This is a genomic window from Methylomicrobium lacus, assembly GCF_041897535.1.
GTDB classification, from domain to species: domain Bacteria; phylum Pseudomonadota; class Gammaproteobacteria; order Methylococcales; family Methylomonadaceae; genus Methylomicrobium; species Methylomicrobium lacus_A.
Genome location: NZ_CP169217.1, coordinates 2216417 through 2229672, shown reverse-complemented (window position 1 = coordinate 2229672; position 13256 = coordinate 2216417). Strand labels below are relative to the sequence as shown.

Here is a 13256-nt window from a genome sequence, read left to right as displayed (position 1 = left end):
TCGCTCGCTGCCGGGCGATAGGTTATTGCCGCGGAATGCGTCTATATTTTTATTTCCCTCCATGGAGAATTGCCTATGCTCAACGCCAAGGGATTTTTTCATCAGTTCGTCGCGCTGGCCGGACCTTACTGGAATTCCGAAAATAAACGTTTCATCCGCAACCGCACATTGACCTTGATCGTGCTGACCGTGATGCAGATCGGCATGGCGGTCGTGATCAATGCCTGGAGCGCCGCGCTTTTCGATGCGCTCGAACAACATTCGATGGCGGGCTTGGTCGAGCAGATCGGTTTGTTGGTGATTATCTTCGGGGCCGGCATCGCCATTACCTCGACGCATATGACGGTCAAGCGGAGCCTGCAGATCGGCTGGCGCAGCTGGCTGACCGAGCGTGTCAGCGGGCTGTGGATGGACAATGGCAGGCAATACCAGGTCATCTTCATGCCGGGCGAGCACGACAATCCGGACGGGCGTATCGCCGAGGATGTCCGCATCGTGACTGAAGAGGCGGTCCAATTGCTGCATTCGTTGTTTTACAGCCTGTTGCTGCTGATCAGCTTTACCCAAATTCTCTGGCGGCTCTCCGGCACGGTGGTTTTAGGCGGCATGGAGATTCAGGGGCATCTGGTCTGGATCGCGCTGATTTATGCGGTCGGCGCGTCGATTTTGGGCTGGTGGGTCGGGCGCCCCCTGGTCAAGGCGACCGATGCGCGGCAAACGGTCGAAGCCAATTTCCGTTTTGGTCTGGTCAAGGCGCGCGAAAACTCGATGGCGATCGCGCTGGTCCATGGCGAAGCGAATGAAAGACAGCGCTTCGGTTCACTGTTTCAAACGGTCAAAGACGCTTTCGACCGGCAAAGCTTGGCCTGGCGGAACATCATGATGTTTACCTCCGGCTATTCGGTCTTGTCGATGGCCTTTCCTATCCTCGTCTCGGCGCCGCGCTATGTGCTGGGCTCGATTTCTCTCGGCGCGCTGATGCAATCCGCGCAGGCATTTCAACATATGGCGTCGGCATTGTCCTGGCCGATCGATAACATGGCGGCGTTCGCCAATTGGCGCGCGTCGGCCGACCGTGTGCTGGGTCTGGTCAGTGCATTGGATAACCTCGAACAGGAAATGGAATGCCCCGATCCGCACCGAATTTGTCTGAGCAAATCGCAGGTGTCGGTGTTGAGCATTCATGATCTGTGCTTGCACAAGCGGGATGGCGAGTTGATCGCTTCCGGCATCAATATCGAAATCCGGCCGGCCGAACGGGTATGGGTCAACGGCAACGCCGCGACCGGCGCCAAACTCTTCAAGGCGATCGTGGGGCTCTGGCCCTGGGGCAGCGGGCGCATCGAACTGCCCGACGACGAACCGCTGTTTTTAATGCCGCCGCGCCCTTATCTGCCGAGCGGAACGCTTTGGAGCGCGATCTGTTATCCGCACGGTGTCGAACAGTTCAGCACGATCGGGGTCAAGGAGGTTCTGAAGAAAGTCGGCCTGGAAGAATTGCAGAAACAACTCGACGAGACCGAAAATTGGGATGCGGCCCTGACCCGCGAGCAGCAGCAACGGCTCGGGGCGGCGCGCCTGCTGTTGAATCGGCCTAAATGGATCATGCTGCAGGAAGCGTTCGATTCGCTCGATCCGAAGGGTGAGACCGAAATGTTGAGCCTGATTCGCGACGAGCTTCCCGAAGCCGCGATGCTGACGATCACCAATCAGCCGACCGCCGACGCGTTTCATCAGCGCCGGATTGTCCTTCCATAATAGACCCAGGGAGATCGTCGATGACCGCTTTAAACGCACATAACGAAGGCAAAAAACTGCGCGGCGTGAACCTCGGTGGCTGGCTAGTGCTCGAAAAATGGATCACGCCGAGCCTGTTCGAAGGGCTCGCGGCGACCGACGAGACCAGCTATTGCGCCGAGCTCGGCGAACGCGCCGATGTCTTGCTGAAGCAGCATTGGAATACCTTTATCACCGAAAGCGATTTCGCCTGGCTGGCAAAAGCCGGCATCAATGCGGTCAGGATTCCGGTCGGGCATTGGCTGTTCGGGCCGGGTTATCCTTACCACCGCGCCTATGGCGCATCGGTGCAGCCTTTTGTCGTCGGCGGCCTCGACATTCTCGACCGCGCTTTCGACTGGGCGGAAACCTACGGCTTGCAGGTCGTGCTCGATCTGCATGCGGCGCCCGGCTGCCAAAACGGTTTCGACAACGGCGGCATCATGAATGTCTGCGAGTGGCACACACAGCCGGAATATGTCGAGCATTCGCTGGATGTTCTCGAAAGACTGGCCGAACGTTACCATGGACGCCGCGCGCTACATGCGATCGAGGTGCTGAACGAGCCGCGCTGGGACATCCCGACCGATTTTCTGAAACGCTACAACGAGGCCGGCTACGCGCGCATCCGCAAGCATTGCAGGCCGGAAGACGTCGCGGTGGTCTTTCACGACGGCTTCCGCTCCTTCCGCGAATACTCAGGGTTCATGAACGAGCCCGATTTTCGCAATGTCGTCATCGATATCCACCGCTACCAGTGCTTCGATCGTAACGACATCGACATGGACATTTACGGCCACGTCCAAAAATCCGCGATTCATTGGAAACAGGAAGCCGACGAGATCATCCAGGAATTGCGGCTGGCCACCTATGTCGGCGAATGGAGCCTCGGGCTCAATCCGCATGTTGTCTCGCTATGGGCGGAGGGCCCTTTCAACTACGCCCTCGAAAAGATGGACCGCTTCCAGATGGATGTCGGTTATCGCGCCTACGCCGACGCGCAACTGATCACCTTCGAAAAATACCTCGGCTGGTTTTTCTGGAACTATAAAACCGAAACCACGCCGGAGTGGTGTTTCCGCGACTGCGTTGAAAGAGGCTGGCTGCCCGCGCGATTTGATTGATGTCTATCAGGCGCTTGCATTCGAAAATCTGCCCTTGTCGCGCTGATGCCAATAAGCCGCCGCCAATTGCTGGGCGGCTTCCTGGCTATCGGCCTTGCCGAGCAGTTTAAGCGCGACTGCGGCCGTGCCGATCACCGAGGCTTCGGCGAATTCGTCAATCGTTTCGCCGTGCCAGACTTTTGCCAATTGGCCGGGGTCCAGCGCTTCCGGTTTGACATGGCGTTTCGCAAACAGGGCCGGCCAGTCTTCGTCGGAGAGTTCGCCGTGATGCACGCTTTGCACCAGGCAATCCATGTCCGGATTGCGTTCGGTTTCGCCGCCTTCGCCTTTCAGCACCGCCGCATGCGGCTGCTTTAACAGCTGCGCGGCGAGCTGATGCACCGGCCGGTAGCCGGGGTGGAAGATGCCCTGGATGCTGTAGTCGGCATTGAACGGATTCAACAGGCGCACCAGGGTATGCACCGGCGAGCGCAGGCCCAGGATAGGGCGCAATCCGATGATCTCGTGCAGTTTCGGGCAGAAATGCTCCAGCGACAGATAGCTGAACGAGCGCTCCTGGAGTTGCTGTTTTGCCTGTTCAAGCGATGTCGCCGCGGACAGCCCCAGAAAACCGAGCATGTCCTCCGTGTAAAGCCGCCCGGCGGCAGGGCCCTTCGCACCGTGCATGAACACCTTGACGCCGTTTTCGGCGAGCAGGAGCGCCGACAGCAAATACCAGGGCAGATGCCGGCGTTTGCCGGCGTAGGTCGACCAGTCCAGGTCGGCCAGGTTTTGTCTATCGCCAGCGGCAAACGATTCGCGCGCGGCCGCTACGAAACCGGCCAGTTCTTCCGGCGTTTCTTCCTTCACCCGCATCAGCATCAAAAACGCGCCCAACTGGATCGGCAGCACTTCGTCCGCCATGATCATCCGCATTGCTTGATAGGCTTCTTCCTGGGAAAGCGGGCGCGAACCGTGTTTGCCCTTGCCGAGAATCCGGATGAATTCTGCAAACGGATGTTCGGGTTCGGAAGTTTGTAAATGGTGAGTGAAATTCATGGTCTTATCATCAGGTAATGATCGAGCAGCAGCGCCGCGAACAGCACCGTGAGATAAATGATCGAATAGGCGAAGGTCCGCATCGCGGTCTTGTTGTCCTTGCGCCGCATCATCAGGAGCGCGAAATAAATGAACACCAGCCCCAGCGGCACCGCCGCGGCGAGATAGATCAAGCCGGTCATGCCGGTCAGATAGGGCAGCACGGTTACGATTAGCAGCAGCAGCGTATAGAGCAGGATTTGCAGGCGCGTGAATTTGATGCCGTGCGTAACCGGCAACATCGGGATGTTCACCTTCGCGTATTCCTCGCGCCGGGCGATCGCGAGTGCCCAGAAATGCGGCGGCGTCCAGACGAAGATGATCAGCATCAACAGCAGCGCATAGGGATGCACTTCATTGGTCATCGCGGTCCAGCCGAGCAGCGGCGGGGTCGCGCCGAAGGCGCCGCCGATCACGATGTTTTGCGGGGTCATTCGTTTCAGGTAGACGGTGTAGATGAACGCGTAGCCGAACAGCGACAGAAAGGTCAGCACGGCGGTCAGTACGTTGACCTTCACGATCAGCAGCACCATCGAGGCGACACCGAGGATCGCGGCGAACGCGATCACCTGCGCGGCGGTCAACTCGCCTTTCGGCAGCGGCCGGTTTTCGGTGCGGCGCATTTCCGCGTCGGCCTTGCGGTCGATGAACTGATTGATCGCGGCGGCCGAGGCAGAGGCCAAGGCAATGCCGGTAATGCTGTAAGCCAGTGTGTCGAGCGGCGGCATGCCGGGCACCGCGAGCAGCATGCCGACGATCGCGGTGAACAGCATTTCGAGGACCACATTCGGCTTACAGAGGGTCAGATATTTTTTCCAGGCCAGGGCCGGAGACAGGCTCGTCATCGTAAATCACACCAACAGACACAATTCTTATAGAATACAGTGAACGCTAGCCGATTGAAATAGTCGGAGGCGCTAACGTCGATCAACAAGAGGGAGTTATGAAGAAACGATTATTTTGCGCAATAGTGTTGGGTCTTCCGGTTTATGCCGCCGCGACGGAACCGAAAGTATCGGAACATCAACTGAAAAACGGTCTGAAAGTTTTGGTCCAGGAGGATCACCGCTCGCCGGTCGTGGTCTCGCAGGTCTGGTACAAGGTCGGTTCGAGCTATGAACCGGGCGGCATCACCGGCATTTCGCACATGCTCGAACACATGATGTTCAAGGGCACCGACAAGCATAAGCCGGGCGAGTTTTCCAGGATCATCGCCGAAAACGGCGGCGATGAAAATGCGTTCACCGGCACCGATTACACCGCTTATTTCCAGACGATGAATGCGTCGAGGCTGTCGGTCAGTTTCGAACTCGAAGCCGACCGGATGCGGCATCTGCATCTGCTGCCCGACGAATTGAAAAAAGAACTGGAAGTCGTGACCGAGGAGCGCCGGATGCGCACCGAAGACAATCCGCAGGCGAAGGTCGGCGAGTATTTCTCGGCGACCGCCTACACGAACAGCCCTTATCAGCATCCGGTGATCGGCTGGCCGTCGGATATTGCGAACTACAAGGTCGAAGATTTGGAGGCCTGGTACCAGCGCTGGTATGCGCCGAACAATGCGACGCTGGTCGTGGTCGGCGATGTGAAGGCCGATGAAGTCTTCGCGCTGGCCGAGAAATATTTCGCCGAACTGAAACCGAGCGAGATCAAGCCGATCAAGCCGCAAACCGAGATGCCGCAAGTCGGCGTGCGCCGGATTGTCGTGAAGGCGCCGGCCAAATTGCCGTATCTGACCATGGGCTATAAGGTGCCGTCTCTGGTGACCGCGGAGCAGGAAGCGGAAGCCTATGCCCTGGAGGTGTTGGCCGGGGTACTCGACGGCGGCAACAGCGCGCGGCTGTCTTCGCGCCTGGTGCGCGGCAAGCAGATCGCGGTCGGCGCCGGTGCGGGTTACAGCCTGACCTCGAAGCTGTCTTCCCTGTTCGAACTCGAAGGTACGCCGGCGGACGGCAAAAAAGTCGCGGACCTCGAAGCGGCAATCAAGAAAGAGATCGATGATCTGCAAAACAACCTGATCAGCAAGGAAGAATTGCAACGGATCAAGGCGCAGGTATTGGCGAATCAGGTCTATCAGCGCGATTCGAATTTCTACCAGGCAATGCAGCTCGGCATGTTCGAAACGGTCGGCCTCGGCTGGCCAAAGGTCGACGAATACGTGAAGAAGGTCAATCTGGTGACCGCAGAGCAAGTGCGCGAAGTCGCGAAAAAATATCTGATCGAGGATCATCTGACCGTGGCCGTTCTGGAACCGCAACCGATTAACGAAAAAGCCGTCAACAAGGGAGGCAAGTAATGCGTAGAAGTGTGTTGGGATTATTTTTGTTCGCGCTCAGTCAGGCTGTCTGGGCATCGGTCAACATCGAGCATTGGCAAACGGCAGAGGGTTCCCGGGTCTTTTTCGTGCATGCGGGCAGTTTGCCGATCGCGGATATCGTGGTCGCTTTCGACGCGGGCAGTGCGCGCGACGGCAAGCAGGCAGGGCTTGCGGCGCTGACCACGGGTTTGCTGGAAGAAGGCGCAGGATCCTGGAATGCGGATCAGATCGCCGAGCGTTTCGAAAGCGTCGGCGCGAATTTCGGCGCGAGCATTTCGAGCGACATGGCCAGTGTCACGCTGCGCACGCTGACCGACAAACCGCTGTTCGACAAAGCGCTCGACACGATGCATGTAATCCTGACTCAGCCCGCGTTCAGGGAAGCCGACTTTCAGCGCGAGAAAAAACGGACGCTGGCCGGCCTGAAACAGCGCGAGGAATCGCCCTCCGATCTGGCCGACATCGCCTTCTCGAAAGCCTTGTACGGCGATCATCCTTACGGGCATCCCGACAGCGGCCTGATCGAAACGGTCACTCCTTTGAAAGCGAGCGATCTCCGTGCCTTTTATCGCCAGTATTACGTGGCCGCGAATGCGGTCGTCGTGATCGTCGGCGACTTGAGCAAGGAGCAGGCCGAGCAGACGGTTACGACGTTGTTGAAGGATTTGCCGGCAGGACAAAAGCCCGCGCCGCTACCCGATGTGGCGATGCCGGCCAAGGCCAGCACGCAGAATATCAAGTTTCCTTCCGCGCAGACGCATGTATTGGTCGGCATGCCCGGCATCGAGCGCAAGGATCCGGATTTTTTCAGCCTCTATGTCGGCAATCACATCCTCGGCGGCAGCGGGCTGGTGTCGAAACTGTTCGATGAAATCCGCGAGAAACGCGGCCTGGCCTACAGCGCTTCCAGTGCGTTCAGTCCGATGCGCAAAAAAGGGCCTTTCGTGCTCGGCTTGCAAACACGCAACGATCAGACCGGCGAGGCATTGAAGGTGCTGAATCAGACCCTGGCCGACTTCATCGCCAAAGGCCCGACCGAAGCGGAGCTGACCGCGGCGAAGAAAAACATCACCGGCGGTTTTCCGATGCGTTTCGACACGAACAAGAAACTTGCCAATTATGTCGCGATGATCGGGTTTTATGACATGCCGCTCGATTATCTGGATACCTTCACGCAGAAGGTCGAGGAAGTGACCGTGGCTTCGATCACCGACGCGTTCAAGCGCCATGTCCAGCTCGATCTCTTGCAGACTGTGACGGTCGGCAACGACGAGAAAACGAACGGTGGCAAATAAAGTCCGGATCATCGGCGGAACCTGGCGCAGCCGCCTCTTGCATTTCGACGATGCGCCGGGCCTTCGTCCGACGCCCGCGCGCGTCCGCGAAACCCTGTTCAACTGGCTGCAATACGACGTGGCCGGCAGTCGCTGCCTGGATTTATTTGCCGGCAGCGGTGCCCTGGGGTTCGAGGCCGCCTCGCGCGACGCACAGGAAGTCGTGCAGGTCGAAAGCGATGCCAAGGCCTGTAAAAATCTGCGCGCGAATGCGGCCGTGTTGGGCGGGGGCAAAAACCGCATCATCGAGGGCGAGGTGGAACGGTTTTTAGCCGGGCGCCCGGAGCCCTTCGATCTGGTATTCCTGGACCCCCCCTTCGCGAAGAATCTGACGCTAAAAACCTGCCTGCTGCTGGAGCAAAACGGCTGGCTGGCCGCGCATGCGCTTATCTATGTCGAAACCGAGGTGGGTCTCGAATTGGAAGGGCTGCCGGACAATTGGCAACTGCTGAAGCACAAAACGGCGGGCGAGGTGGCTTACCGCTTGTTCGCCAGAACGCCAGCGCTAGAATAGACAAAACCCTCTTCCTGCGGGAGAGGGCAGGGTGATCAAATGGCATCCTTTCCTTGCAGCCCCCAATTCCTTTATGCGGCGTCTTGGGTTAAAATCGCCGCTTTTAAAAATCCCCGCAGCCCATGAAAATCACCGCGATTTACCCCGGCACCTTCGACCCGATCACACGCGGGCATCTGGATCTGATCGCCAGGGCGTCCCGCCTGTATGACAAGGTCATCGTCGCGGTCGCGCTGAACAAAGGCAAGACGCCGTTGTTTACGATGGAAGAGCGCGTCGAGCTGGCCGCCGCGGTGACGACCGAATTTCCGAATGTCGAAGTCAGCGGCTTCGATACCCTGCTGGTCGAATTCGCCCGGAAGCAGGGCGCTAATGTGATAGTGCGCGGCCTGCGCGCGGTATCGGACTTCGAATACGAATTTCAACTGGCCGGCATGAACCGCCGCCTGGCGCCCGAGCTCGAAACGGTATTTTTAACCCCGGCCGAGCAGTATGAATTTATTTCATCGAGCATGATCAGAGAGATAGCACAACTGAAAGGAGACGTAGCGAGCTTCGTCCCCGACCTCGTGCATCAGCGTTTAATCGAAAAATTTAGTTAGGAGAGTAGTACCGTATGGCCCTTAAAATCGACGACGAATGCATCAATTGCGATGTCTGCGAGCCGGAATGCCCGAACGGCGCCATTTCCCAAGGCGAGGAGTTTTATGTGATCGACCCCGCCCTGTGCACCGAATGCGTCGGCCATTATGACGAGCCGCAATGCATGGCGGTGTGCCCGGTCGACTGTATCGACAGAGATCCCGAACATCCCGAGGACAAGGAATCGTTGTATCAGAAATATTTGAAATTAACGACAGCTTAAAAGGATTTTTTCTTTACATAGAGGGTAAGGTGGGCAATAGATTTATCGTTTGCCCATCATTTTAAACCGTGGGTAGAAAAACGCTACCCACCCGTGGCTGCTATTTTTTCTCGTCAATTTTAAGCAGTTGAATTGGGGCCAATACGATTTCTTTAAAAGTTTTATTTCCTAGTTGACCTTGCTGCTGTAAATTGTAGGCCGCCCATAAAACCATCATAAAATAAACAAAAGCAGCAAGCCCCAAATAAAAATATGGGCTTTTAAATAATCTACTTTCTTGTTTTTCTTCGAGTGTAGTTTGGCTTTGGGTTGCAGTGTTACCGTTTGCTTTAACAAATTGCTGTACTTGTGCACCTTGTTGAGCAATCACTGTAGTCGTTTCTTTTTTCATGTCACCCCCAAAAACATTCAATTCATTTATATTGAAAATATTTTTTAATTCCGACTGAGGAATAATAACGCCAATAATTTTTTGTAAATCATATTTGCAACCTGACTCGGAAATGAACTCGTGAGCCCCATTCTTCGCATGTGCGACAATTTGACGGTAAGGCGCTTTTTCCTCTTTAAATAAACCGGTTGTCGGATTTATCAAGGCGCCGACAGGCAAGCCAATCCATTCGCTGTAATCCAATTCTAGCCGGCCTAATATTTTCAAAACCTCATCGCGCATAATACCCAAATATTCCTTACGTCCCTCACCCTGGAACCAAAGAGATAACACCCGATGGTGGTAGTCCACTTCGATTAAGGTTTGAGCATTTTCATACTTGCTTTTCAGTAAAACGCCATGCTGCCAAACCATTTCGCGGTCGATTTCTTCATGGCGATTAACGATCAACTCCGGCATGATGTTGCGCGGCAGAAATCCCCGGAACACAAACTCGAATTCCACCGCCCCTTGCTTTTGGAAAGGGAGTCTTGTACGGTCAAAATCGGAAGGCAGCAACGTAGGGATAATCAGGGTAGTGCGGTCATACGGCAGCGTGTAGCAGAGTTTGAATTGCTGCATCGCGTCCATGATGAAACGGCACTTTTCTTTTGGGTAATCCAATTGATTGCCGGCGTTATCAGTCACTTTTTCCCGACTTAAAATCTGCACCACGTCGCTTTCGGTCAAGCGCGATTGTTGAGCGTACACCAGGGTATAAACTCCATAGGTCAGCCAGCGCGGGTTTAGCACGTAATCTTCCAGACAAGGCAATTGCGGAAAATGGATCACCACGCCCAATTTGTCGAGGATGTCCAACAGCCATGTCCGATTTTGCGGACCTTCTTTGCTCACGCTGTGCTTGGCGCAAATGTCTTCAAATTCCCGATGCTTCAAAAACGCTTTTCCCGGCGCATACTGTCGCAGTTCTTCCAAGACTTCGAATTGCGCCTGGGTAAATTGCATTTGATGAGTGCCCACTTTGGCTAATTCGTCGCAAAAATCCTGTTTGAAACTCTCGAATTTAGCTTTTTGCTTGGTTTGCGCCTGGGTGCAGGAGACGGGGTAGAATCTCACGATATTGGGATATTTCTCCGTCAAGTAGCTTAAGTCTAACTGTACGTCAGCTTGGTCGCACTTGTTGCCGACCAGCATCACTGGGGCGCTTTTGCCGAAGGCTTTGACGTGCTCCAACCAGTATTCTGCTTGTTCGGTGCTGTTGATCTCGCTGCGCGCGTTAAGTACCACTACGTACAGGCAACGCTCGCGCAGAAAGAACTGGTGCGTGGCGTGTGCCATGACTTGGCCGCCGAAGTCCCAAAAATGCGCCTTAATGTCGCTGCCTTCTATCGATAATTCGCGGATTTCGATGCCCGGCGTCATATCGCCTTGACCTTCTACTACGGACTTGCCCTCTAGCGCGGCGATCAAGGAGGTTTTCCCCATTTCGTTATACACAATTCTGAGCTTCCCGCATCGCGCGAATGCCGATGGCGAAGTCCATGACGCGCTGAAGACCGATCCAAAGTGTTTTGGCGCCGGGCTCACCATCGCCTTTGCGTCCGAGAAAGCCGCCGAAACCGGCAATCACTCTGATGATCTCGTTCAAAGTCGGCGGCTTATCCGGTAGGGGTTTGCGCGCCACTAGCCAGGCCGCCTGCCATTCTTCCCGTTCGAACACCGCTTCGCCATCCATCTCCGGGCAGCTTCGCCCCAAACGCATCAGGTAACCGATCCGCCAAGCGGTAATCAGATAGAAAGCCAAGGCCAACTCGACGCGGGGCATCGCCGACAATTGTAAGGCTTCCACCTTGCAGCCGTTTTTGAGAATGTTGAAAAACATCTCAATCTCCCACCGGCATCGGTACCAATCGATTAACTCCCTCGCTGCGTCCAACGTCGACGCCGGAAGATTTGTCATTAAGCGCCATTCCACCGCCTTTTCGCCTTCAGGCGGGGCGATTTCGCGCGCCAACAGAGCGCTCACTTCAAACGTTCCACCATTGCCATCGGCTAAGCCGACACGCAGGCTGCGTAGCTGTTGGCTTACCTCGCGCCCTTTCTGTCCCGGGCGTGGCTGCAGATGAAAGCGAATCTCGCCCAAGACCTGCGCCCGTTCGACCTGCTCCCACAACTTGGCCTCATCCTTCCCAAGTTTGCGGTTGTGCTGGGATCGGATCAGCCAATCGGCTGGATTCTTCAGGGCATGGGCGCGTTGCATTAGTCCCAGGATGTCGGCTTCGCGGTCTGCCACATAAACCCAGCGCGTGTCCGGGTGTGCCTCCGCAACCTCTGCTACGCGTTCGTAACCTTCCCGCCAGCGCGCGCTCTCACAGATTCCACGCCGCTCGCCATCGGCGTCTTTCGGCTCCCGTGCCCACATCCAGGCATCCAATACGCCCAGCGGCAGCCGTTCTGGCGTCACCGCATACGTCGGATGCAAGTACATCCCTCGCTGCGCTTCATATGACAACGGCCCCAATCCCTCGATTGACTGTCCGTTAAAATTCAGCTCCGTGGTGTCTTGTAGGCACAGCACCACCGGATAGGCTTGACTGCGTATCAAGGTGCAATCGATATGCGGCTGCAGAATGTCATTCCACGCAATCCCCTCTTGCCCGAAAAACCGGTACGCCGCCAGGGTCTCACTCCAACCTCCACAGGCTGTCGGTATGCTCGCGCTCGGCTTCGACGCAAAACTTTTCAACAGCTTCGCCGATCTTTTGTTCAAACGCTCATCTCCCAGTTTGATTCCAGATAATTCCTTTTTCACCCACTCCATTTGCCTTCTTGTCCTTGGTTCGAAAAAATCGCGTAGCTTACAGGATTAGGCAAGTTGTGTATAACGAGATGGGTTTTCCCCGCTTCGCCGTAGCCGATAAAGATGGCCCGCACACGGTTGAGCGGCTGCAAGACTCTGTTGTAGACCAGGTTAGCCCAATAGGCGTTGGCTTCTTTGATTCCTTGCGCTTTGACTTCTGCCGGCATGCCGAACCATTGCTCTAATTGATCAAAATCAATGGGTTTGCCTTGCAGTCGATCTTCGTACCATCCCAGCCAAATCTCAAAACCGGCATCCAAGCTGAGCGCATCCCGCTCAAACTCTTTCCAGTACCGTTGCAACATTGGGGGCATCCCTTGCGGCCAAAGGGGTAGTAAAATCAATTCCTGGGCATTGTCGTAAGCGGCCAGGACGCGTAGGTCCTGTTCAAATTGGTTTTGAAAAATATTTTCGTAATCGGTGTCTTGGATGGCGTTGGCGGCGGTGTCGGCGCGGGCGGTGTAGGCGGCGTAGGCGGCGGCGCGGGCGGCGTAGGCGGCGGCGTGGGCGGCGGCGTCGGCGGCGTCGGCGGCGTAGGCGGCGGCGGTGTAGGCGGTGAAGGCGGAATGCGTGGAGCGGGCAGCGCGCGCGGAGCGGGCGGCGCGGGCAGCGTAGGCGGCGGCGGCGGCGGCGGCGGCGGCGTAGGCGTCGGAGCGGGCGGCGAAGTTGGGGGCTGCGTCGGCATCGGCATCGGCGGAGCGGGCGGCGTCGCCGGCAGTGCAGATTAATCCAATCCCGTAGGCTGAAAATAGCGCCGCCAAGTTATTGCTGCTGTGATGAGGCCACCAAAATCCGAATGGCTCCCGTTCCCTGCGTAAACTTCCATAAACTGCCAATAGCGGTAAAGCCCGCATCGCTGAACGTACTGCAATGGCTACGCATTTTTCTTTCGGCAACCCATTCAATTGTTCCCTAATTTCTGAGATTTTAGACAAGGTTTTCTCCCGGGATATATTGGACTTGCATTAGCCAAGGTTACGCACCGCGTACCTTATTGG

12 protein-coding genes are annotated in these 13256 nt (G+C 56.3%); 7 read left to right on the top strand and 5 right to left on the bottom strand.

Features of this window, described 5'->3' with window-relative positions; translation table 11 throughout:
• The first annotated feature begins 75 nt into the window (after positions 1 to 75).
• Positions 76 to 1758, top strand: coding sequence for an ABC transporter ATP-binding protein/permease (locus ACEPPP_RS09690; RefSeq protein ID WP_374086195.1), 1683 nt, complete (start codon positions 76 to 78; stop codon positions 1756 to 1758).
• Positions 1759 to 1778: 20 nt separating this feature from the next.
• Positions 1779 to 2900 carry a glycoside hydrolase family 5 protein gene (locus tag ACEPPP_RS09685; RefSeq protein WP_374086193.1) on the top strand — a complete coding sequence of 374 codons (1122 nt, stop codon included), beginning with the start codon at positions 1779 to 1781 and terminating at the stop codon, positions 2898 to 2900.
• 6 nt (positions 2901 to 2906) lie between these two features.
• Here the strand turns inward: ACEPPP_RS09685 and ACEPPP_RS09680 are convergent, their stop codons facing one another.
• Together ACEPPP_RS09680 and cyoE are read right to left on the bottom strand one after the other, a co-directional pair.
• Entirely contained in the window at positions 2907 to 3938 is a 1032-nt protein-coding gene (locus tag ACEPPP_RS09680; RefSeq protein ID WP_374086191.1) for a glycosyl transferase family protein, read from the bottom strand.
• Positions 3935 to 4822, bottom strand: a complete 888-nt coding sequence (gene cyoE, locus ACEPPP_RS09675) for a heme o synthase (protein ID WP_374086189.1) — start codon at positions 4820 to 4822, stop codon at positions 3935 to 3937. Before cyoE ends, ACEPPP_RS09680 begins: the two co-directional genes overlap by 4 nt.
• 98 nt (positions 4823 to 4920) lie before the next feature.
• On the opposite strand from cyoE, the gene ACEPPP_RS09670 reads away from it, so the two are divergent.
• The 5 genes from ACEPPP_RS09670 (at position 4921) to ACEPPP_RS09650 (ending at position 9007) form a co-directional block, all read left to right on the top strand.
• Entirely contained in the window at positions 4921 to 6273 is a 1353-nt protein-coding gene (locus tag ACEPPP_RS09670) for a M16 family metallopeptidase (RefSeq protein WP_374086187.1), read from the top strand.
• Entirely contained in the window at positions 6273 to 7589 is a 1317-nt protein-coding gene (locus ACEPPP_RS09665) for a M16 family metallopeptidase (RefSeq protein WP_374086186.1), read from the top strand. The genes ACEPPP_RS09670 and ACEPPP_RS09665 overlap by 1 nt, the downstream gene beginning before the upstream one ends.
• On the top strand, positions 7579 to 8142 hold the full coding sequence (gene rsmD / locus ACEPPP_RS09660; protein ID WP_374086184.1) for a 16S rRNA (guanine(966)-N(2))-methyltransferase RsmD: 564 nt from the start codon (positions 7579 to 7581) through the stop codon (positions 8140 to 8142). Before ACEPPP_RS09665 ends, rsmD begins: the two co-directional genes overlap by 11 nt.
• A gap of 122 nt (positions 8143 to 8264) precedes the next feature.
• Complete coding sequence (coaD, locus tag ACEPPP_RS09655; RefSeq protein ID WP_374086182.1) at positions 8265 to 8744, top strand: pantetheine-phosphate adenylyltransferase; 480 nt, start codon at positions 8265 to 8267, stop codon at positions 8742 to 8744.
• A gap of 14 nt (positions 8745 to 8758) precedes the next feature.
• Positions 8759 to 9007: a YfhL family 4Fe-4S dicluster ferredoxin gene (locus ACEPPP_RS09650; protein WP_374086180.1), complete on the top strand. Its 249-nt coding sequence runs from the start codon at positions 8759 to 8761 to the stop codon at positions 9005 to 9007.
• A gap of 100 nt (positions 9008 to 9107) precedes the next feature.
• Here the strand turns inward: ACEPPP_RS09650 and ACEPPP_RS09645 are convergent, their stop codons facing one another.
• Genes ACEPPP_RS09645 through ACEPPP_RS09635 form a run of 3 tightly spaced genes read right to left on the bottom strand, consistent with a single transcriptional unit; the run spans position 9108 to position 13193 of the window.
• The gene (locus tag ACEPPP_RS09645; protein WP_374086178.1) at positions 9108 to 10868 is read right to left on the bottom strand and encodes a COR domain-containing protein; all 1761 of its coding nucleotides are present in this window, start codon (positions 10866 to 10868) and stop codon (positions 9108 to 9110) included.
• Positions 10869 to 10887: 19 nt separating this feature from the next.
• Complete coding sequence (locus ACEPPP_RS09640; RefSeq protein ID WP_374086177.1) at positions 10888 to 12219, bottom strand: IS4 family transposase; 1332 nt, start codon at positions 12217 to 12219, stop codon at positions 10888 to 10890.
• Positions 12207 to 13193, bottom strand: a complete 987-nt coding sequence (locus ACEPPP_RS09635) for a hypothetical protein (RefSeq protein WP_374086175.1) — start codon at positions 13191 to 13193, stop codon at positions 12207 to 12209. Before ACEPPP_RS09635 ends, ACEPPP_RS09640 begins: the two co-directional genes overlap by 13 nt.
• Between the last annotated feature and the right edge of the window lie 63 nt (positions 13194 to 13256).

Bases quoted from the DNA above. Each gene is read 5' to 3' on its own strand.
- ACEPPP_RS09690 (WP_374086195.1), top strand. From the start codon at position 76: ATGCTCAACGCCAAGGGATTTTTTCATCAGTTCGTCGCGCTGGCCGGA.
- ACEPPP_RS09685 (WP_374086193.1), top strand. From the start codon at position 1,779: ATGACCGCTTTAAACGCACATAACGAAGGCAAAAAACTGCGCGGCGTG.
- ACEPPP_RS09680 (WP_374086191.1), bottom strand. From the start codon at position 3,938: ATGAATTTCACTCACCATTTACAAACTTCCGAACCCGAACATCCGTTT.
- cyoE (WP_374086189.1), bottom strand. From the start codon at position 4,822: ATGACGAGCCTGTCTCCGGCCCTGGCCTGGAAAAAATATCTGACCCTC.
- ACEPPP_RS09670 (WP_374086187.1), top strand. From the start codon at position 4,921: ATGAAGAAACGATTATTTTGCGCAATAGTGTTGGGTCTTCCGGTTTAT.
- ACEPPP_RS09665 (WP_374086186.1), top strand. From the start codon at position 6,273: ATGCGTAGAAGTGTGTTGGGATTATTTTTGTTCGCGCTCAGTCAGGCT.
- coaD (WP_374086182.1), top strand. From the start codon at position 8,265: ATGAAAATCACCGCGATTTACCCCGGCACCTTCGACCCGATCACACGC.
- ACEPPP_RS09650 (WP_374086180.1), top strand. From the start codon at position 8,759: ATGGCCCTTAAAATCGACGACGAATGCATCAATTGCGATGTCTGCGAG.
- ACEPPP_RS09640 (WP_374086177.1), bottom strand. From the start codon at position 12,219: ATGGAGTGGGTGAAAAAGGAATTATCTGGAATCAAACTGGGAGATGAG.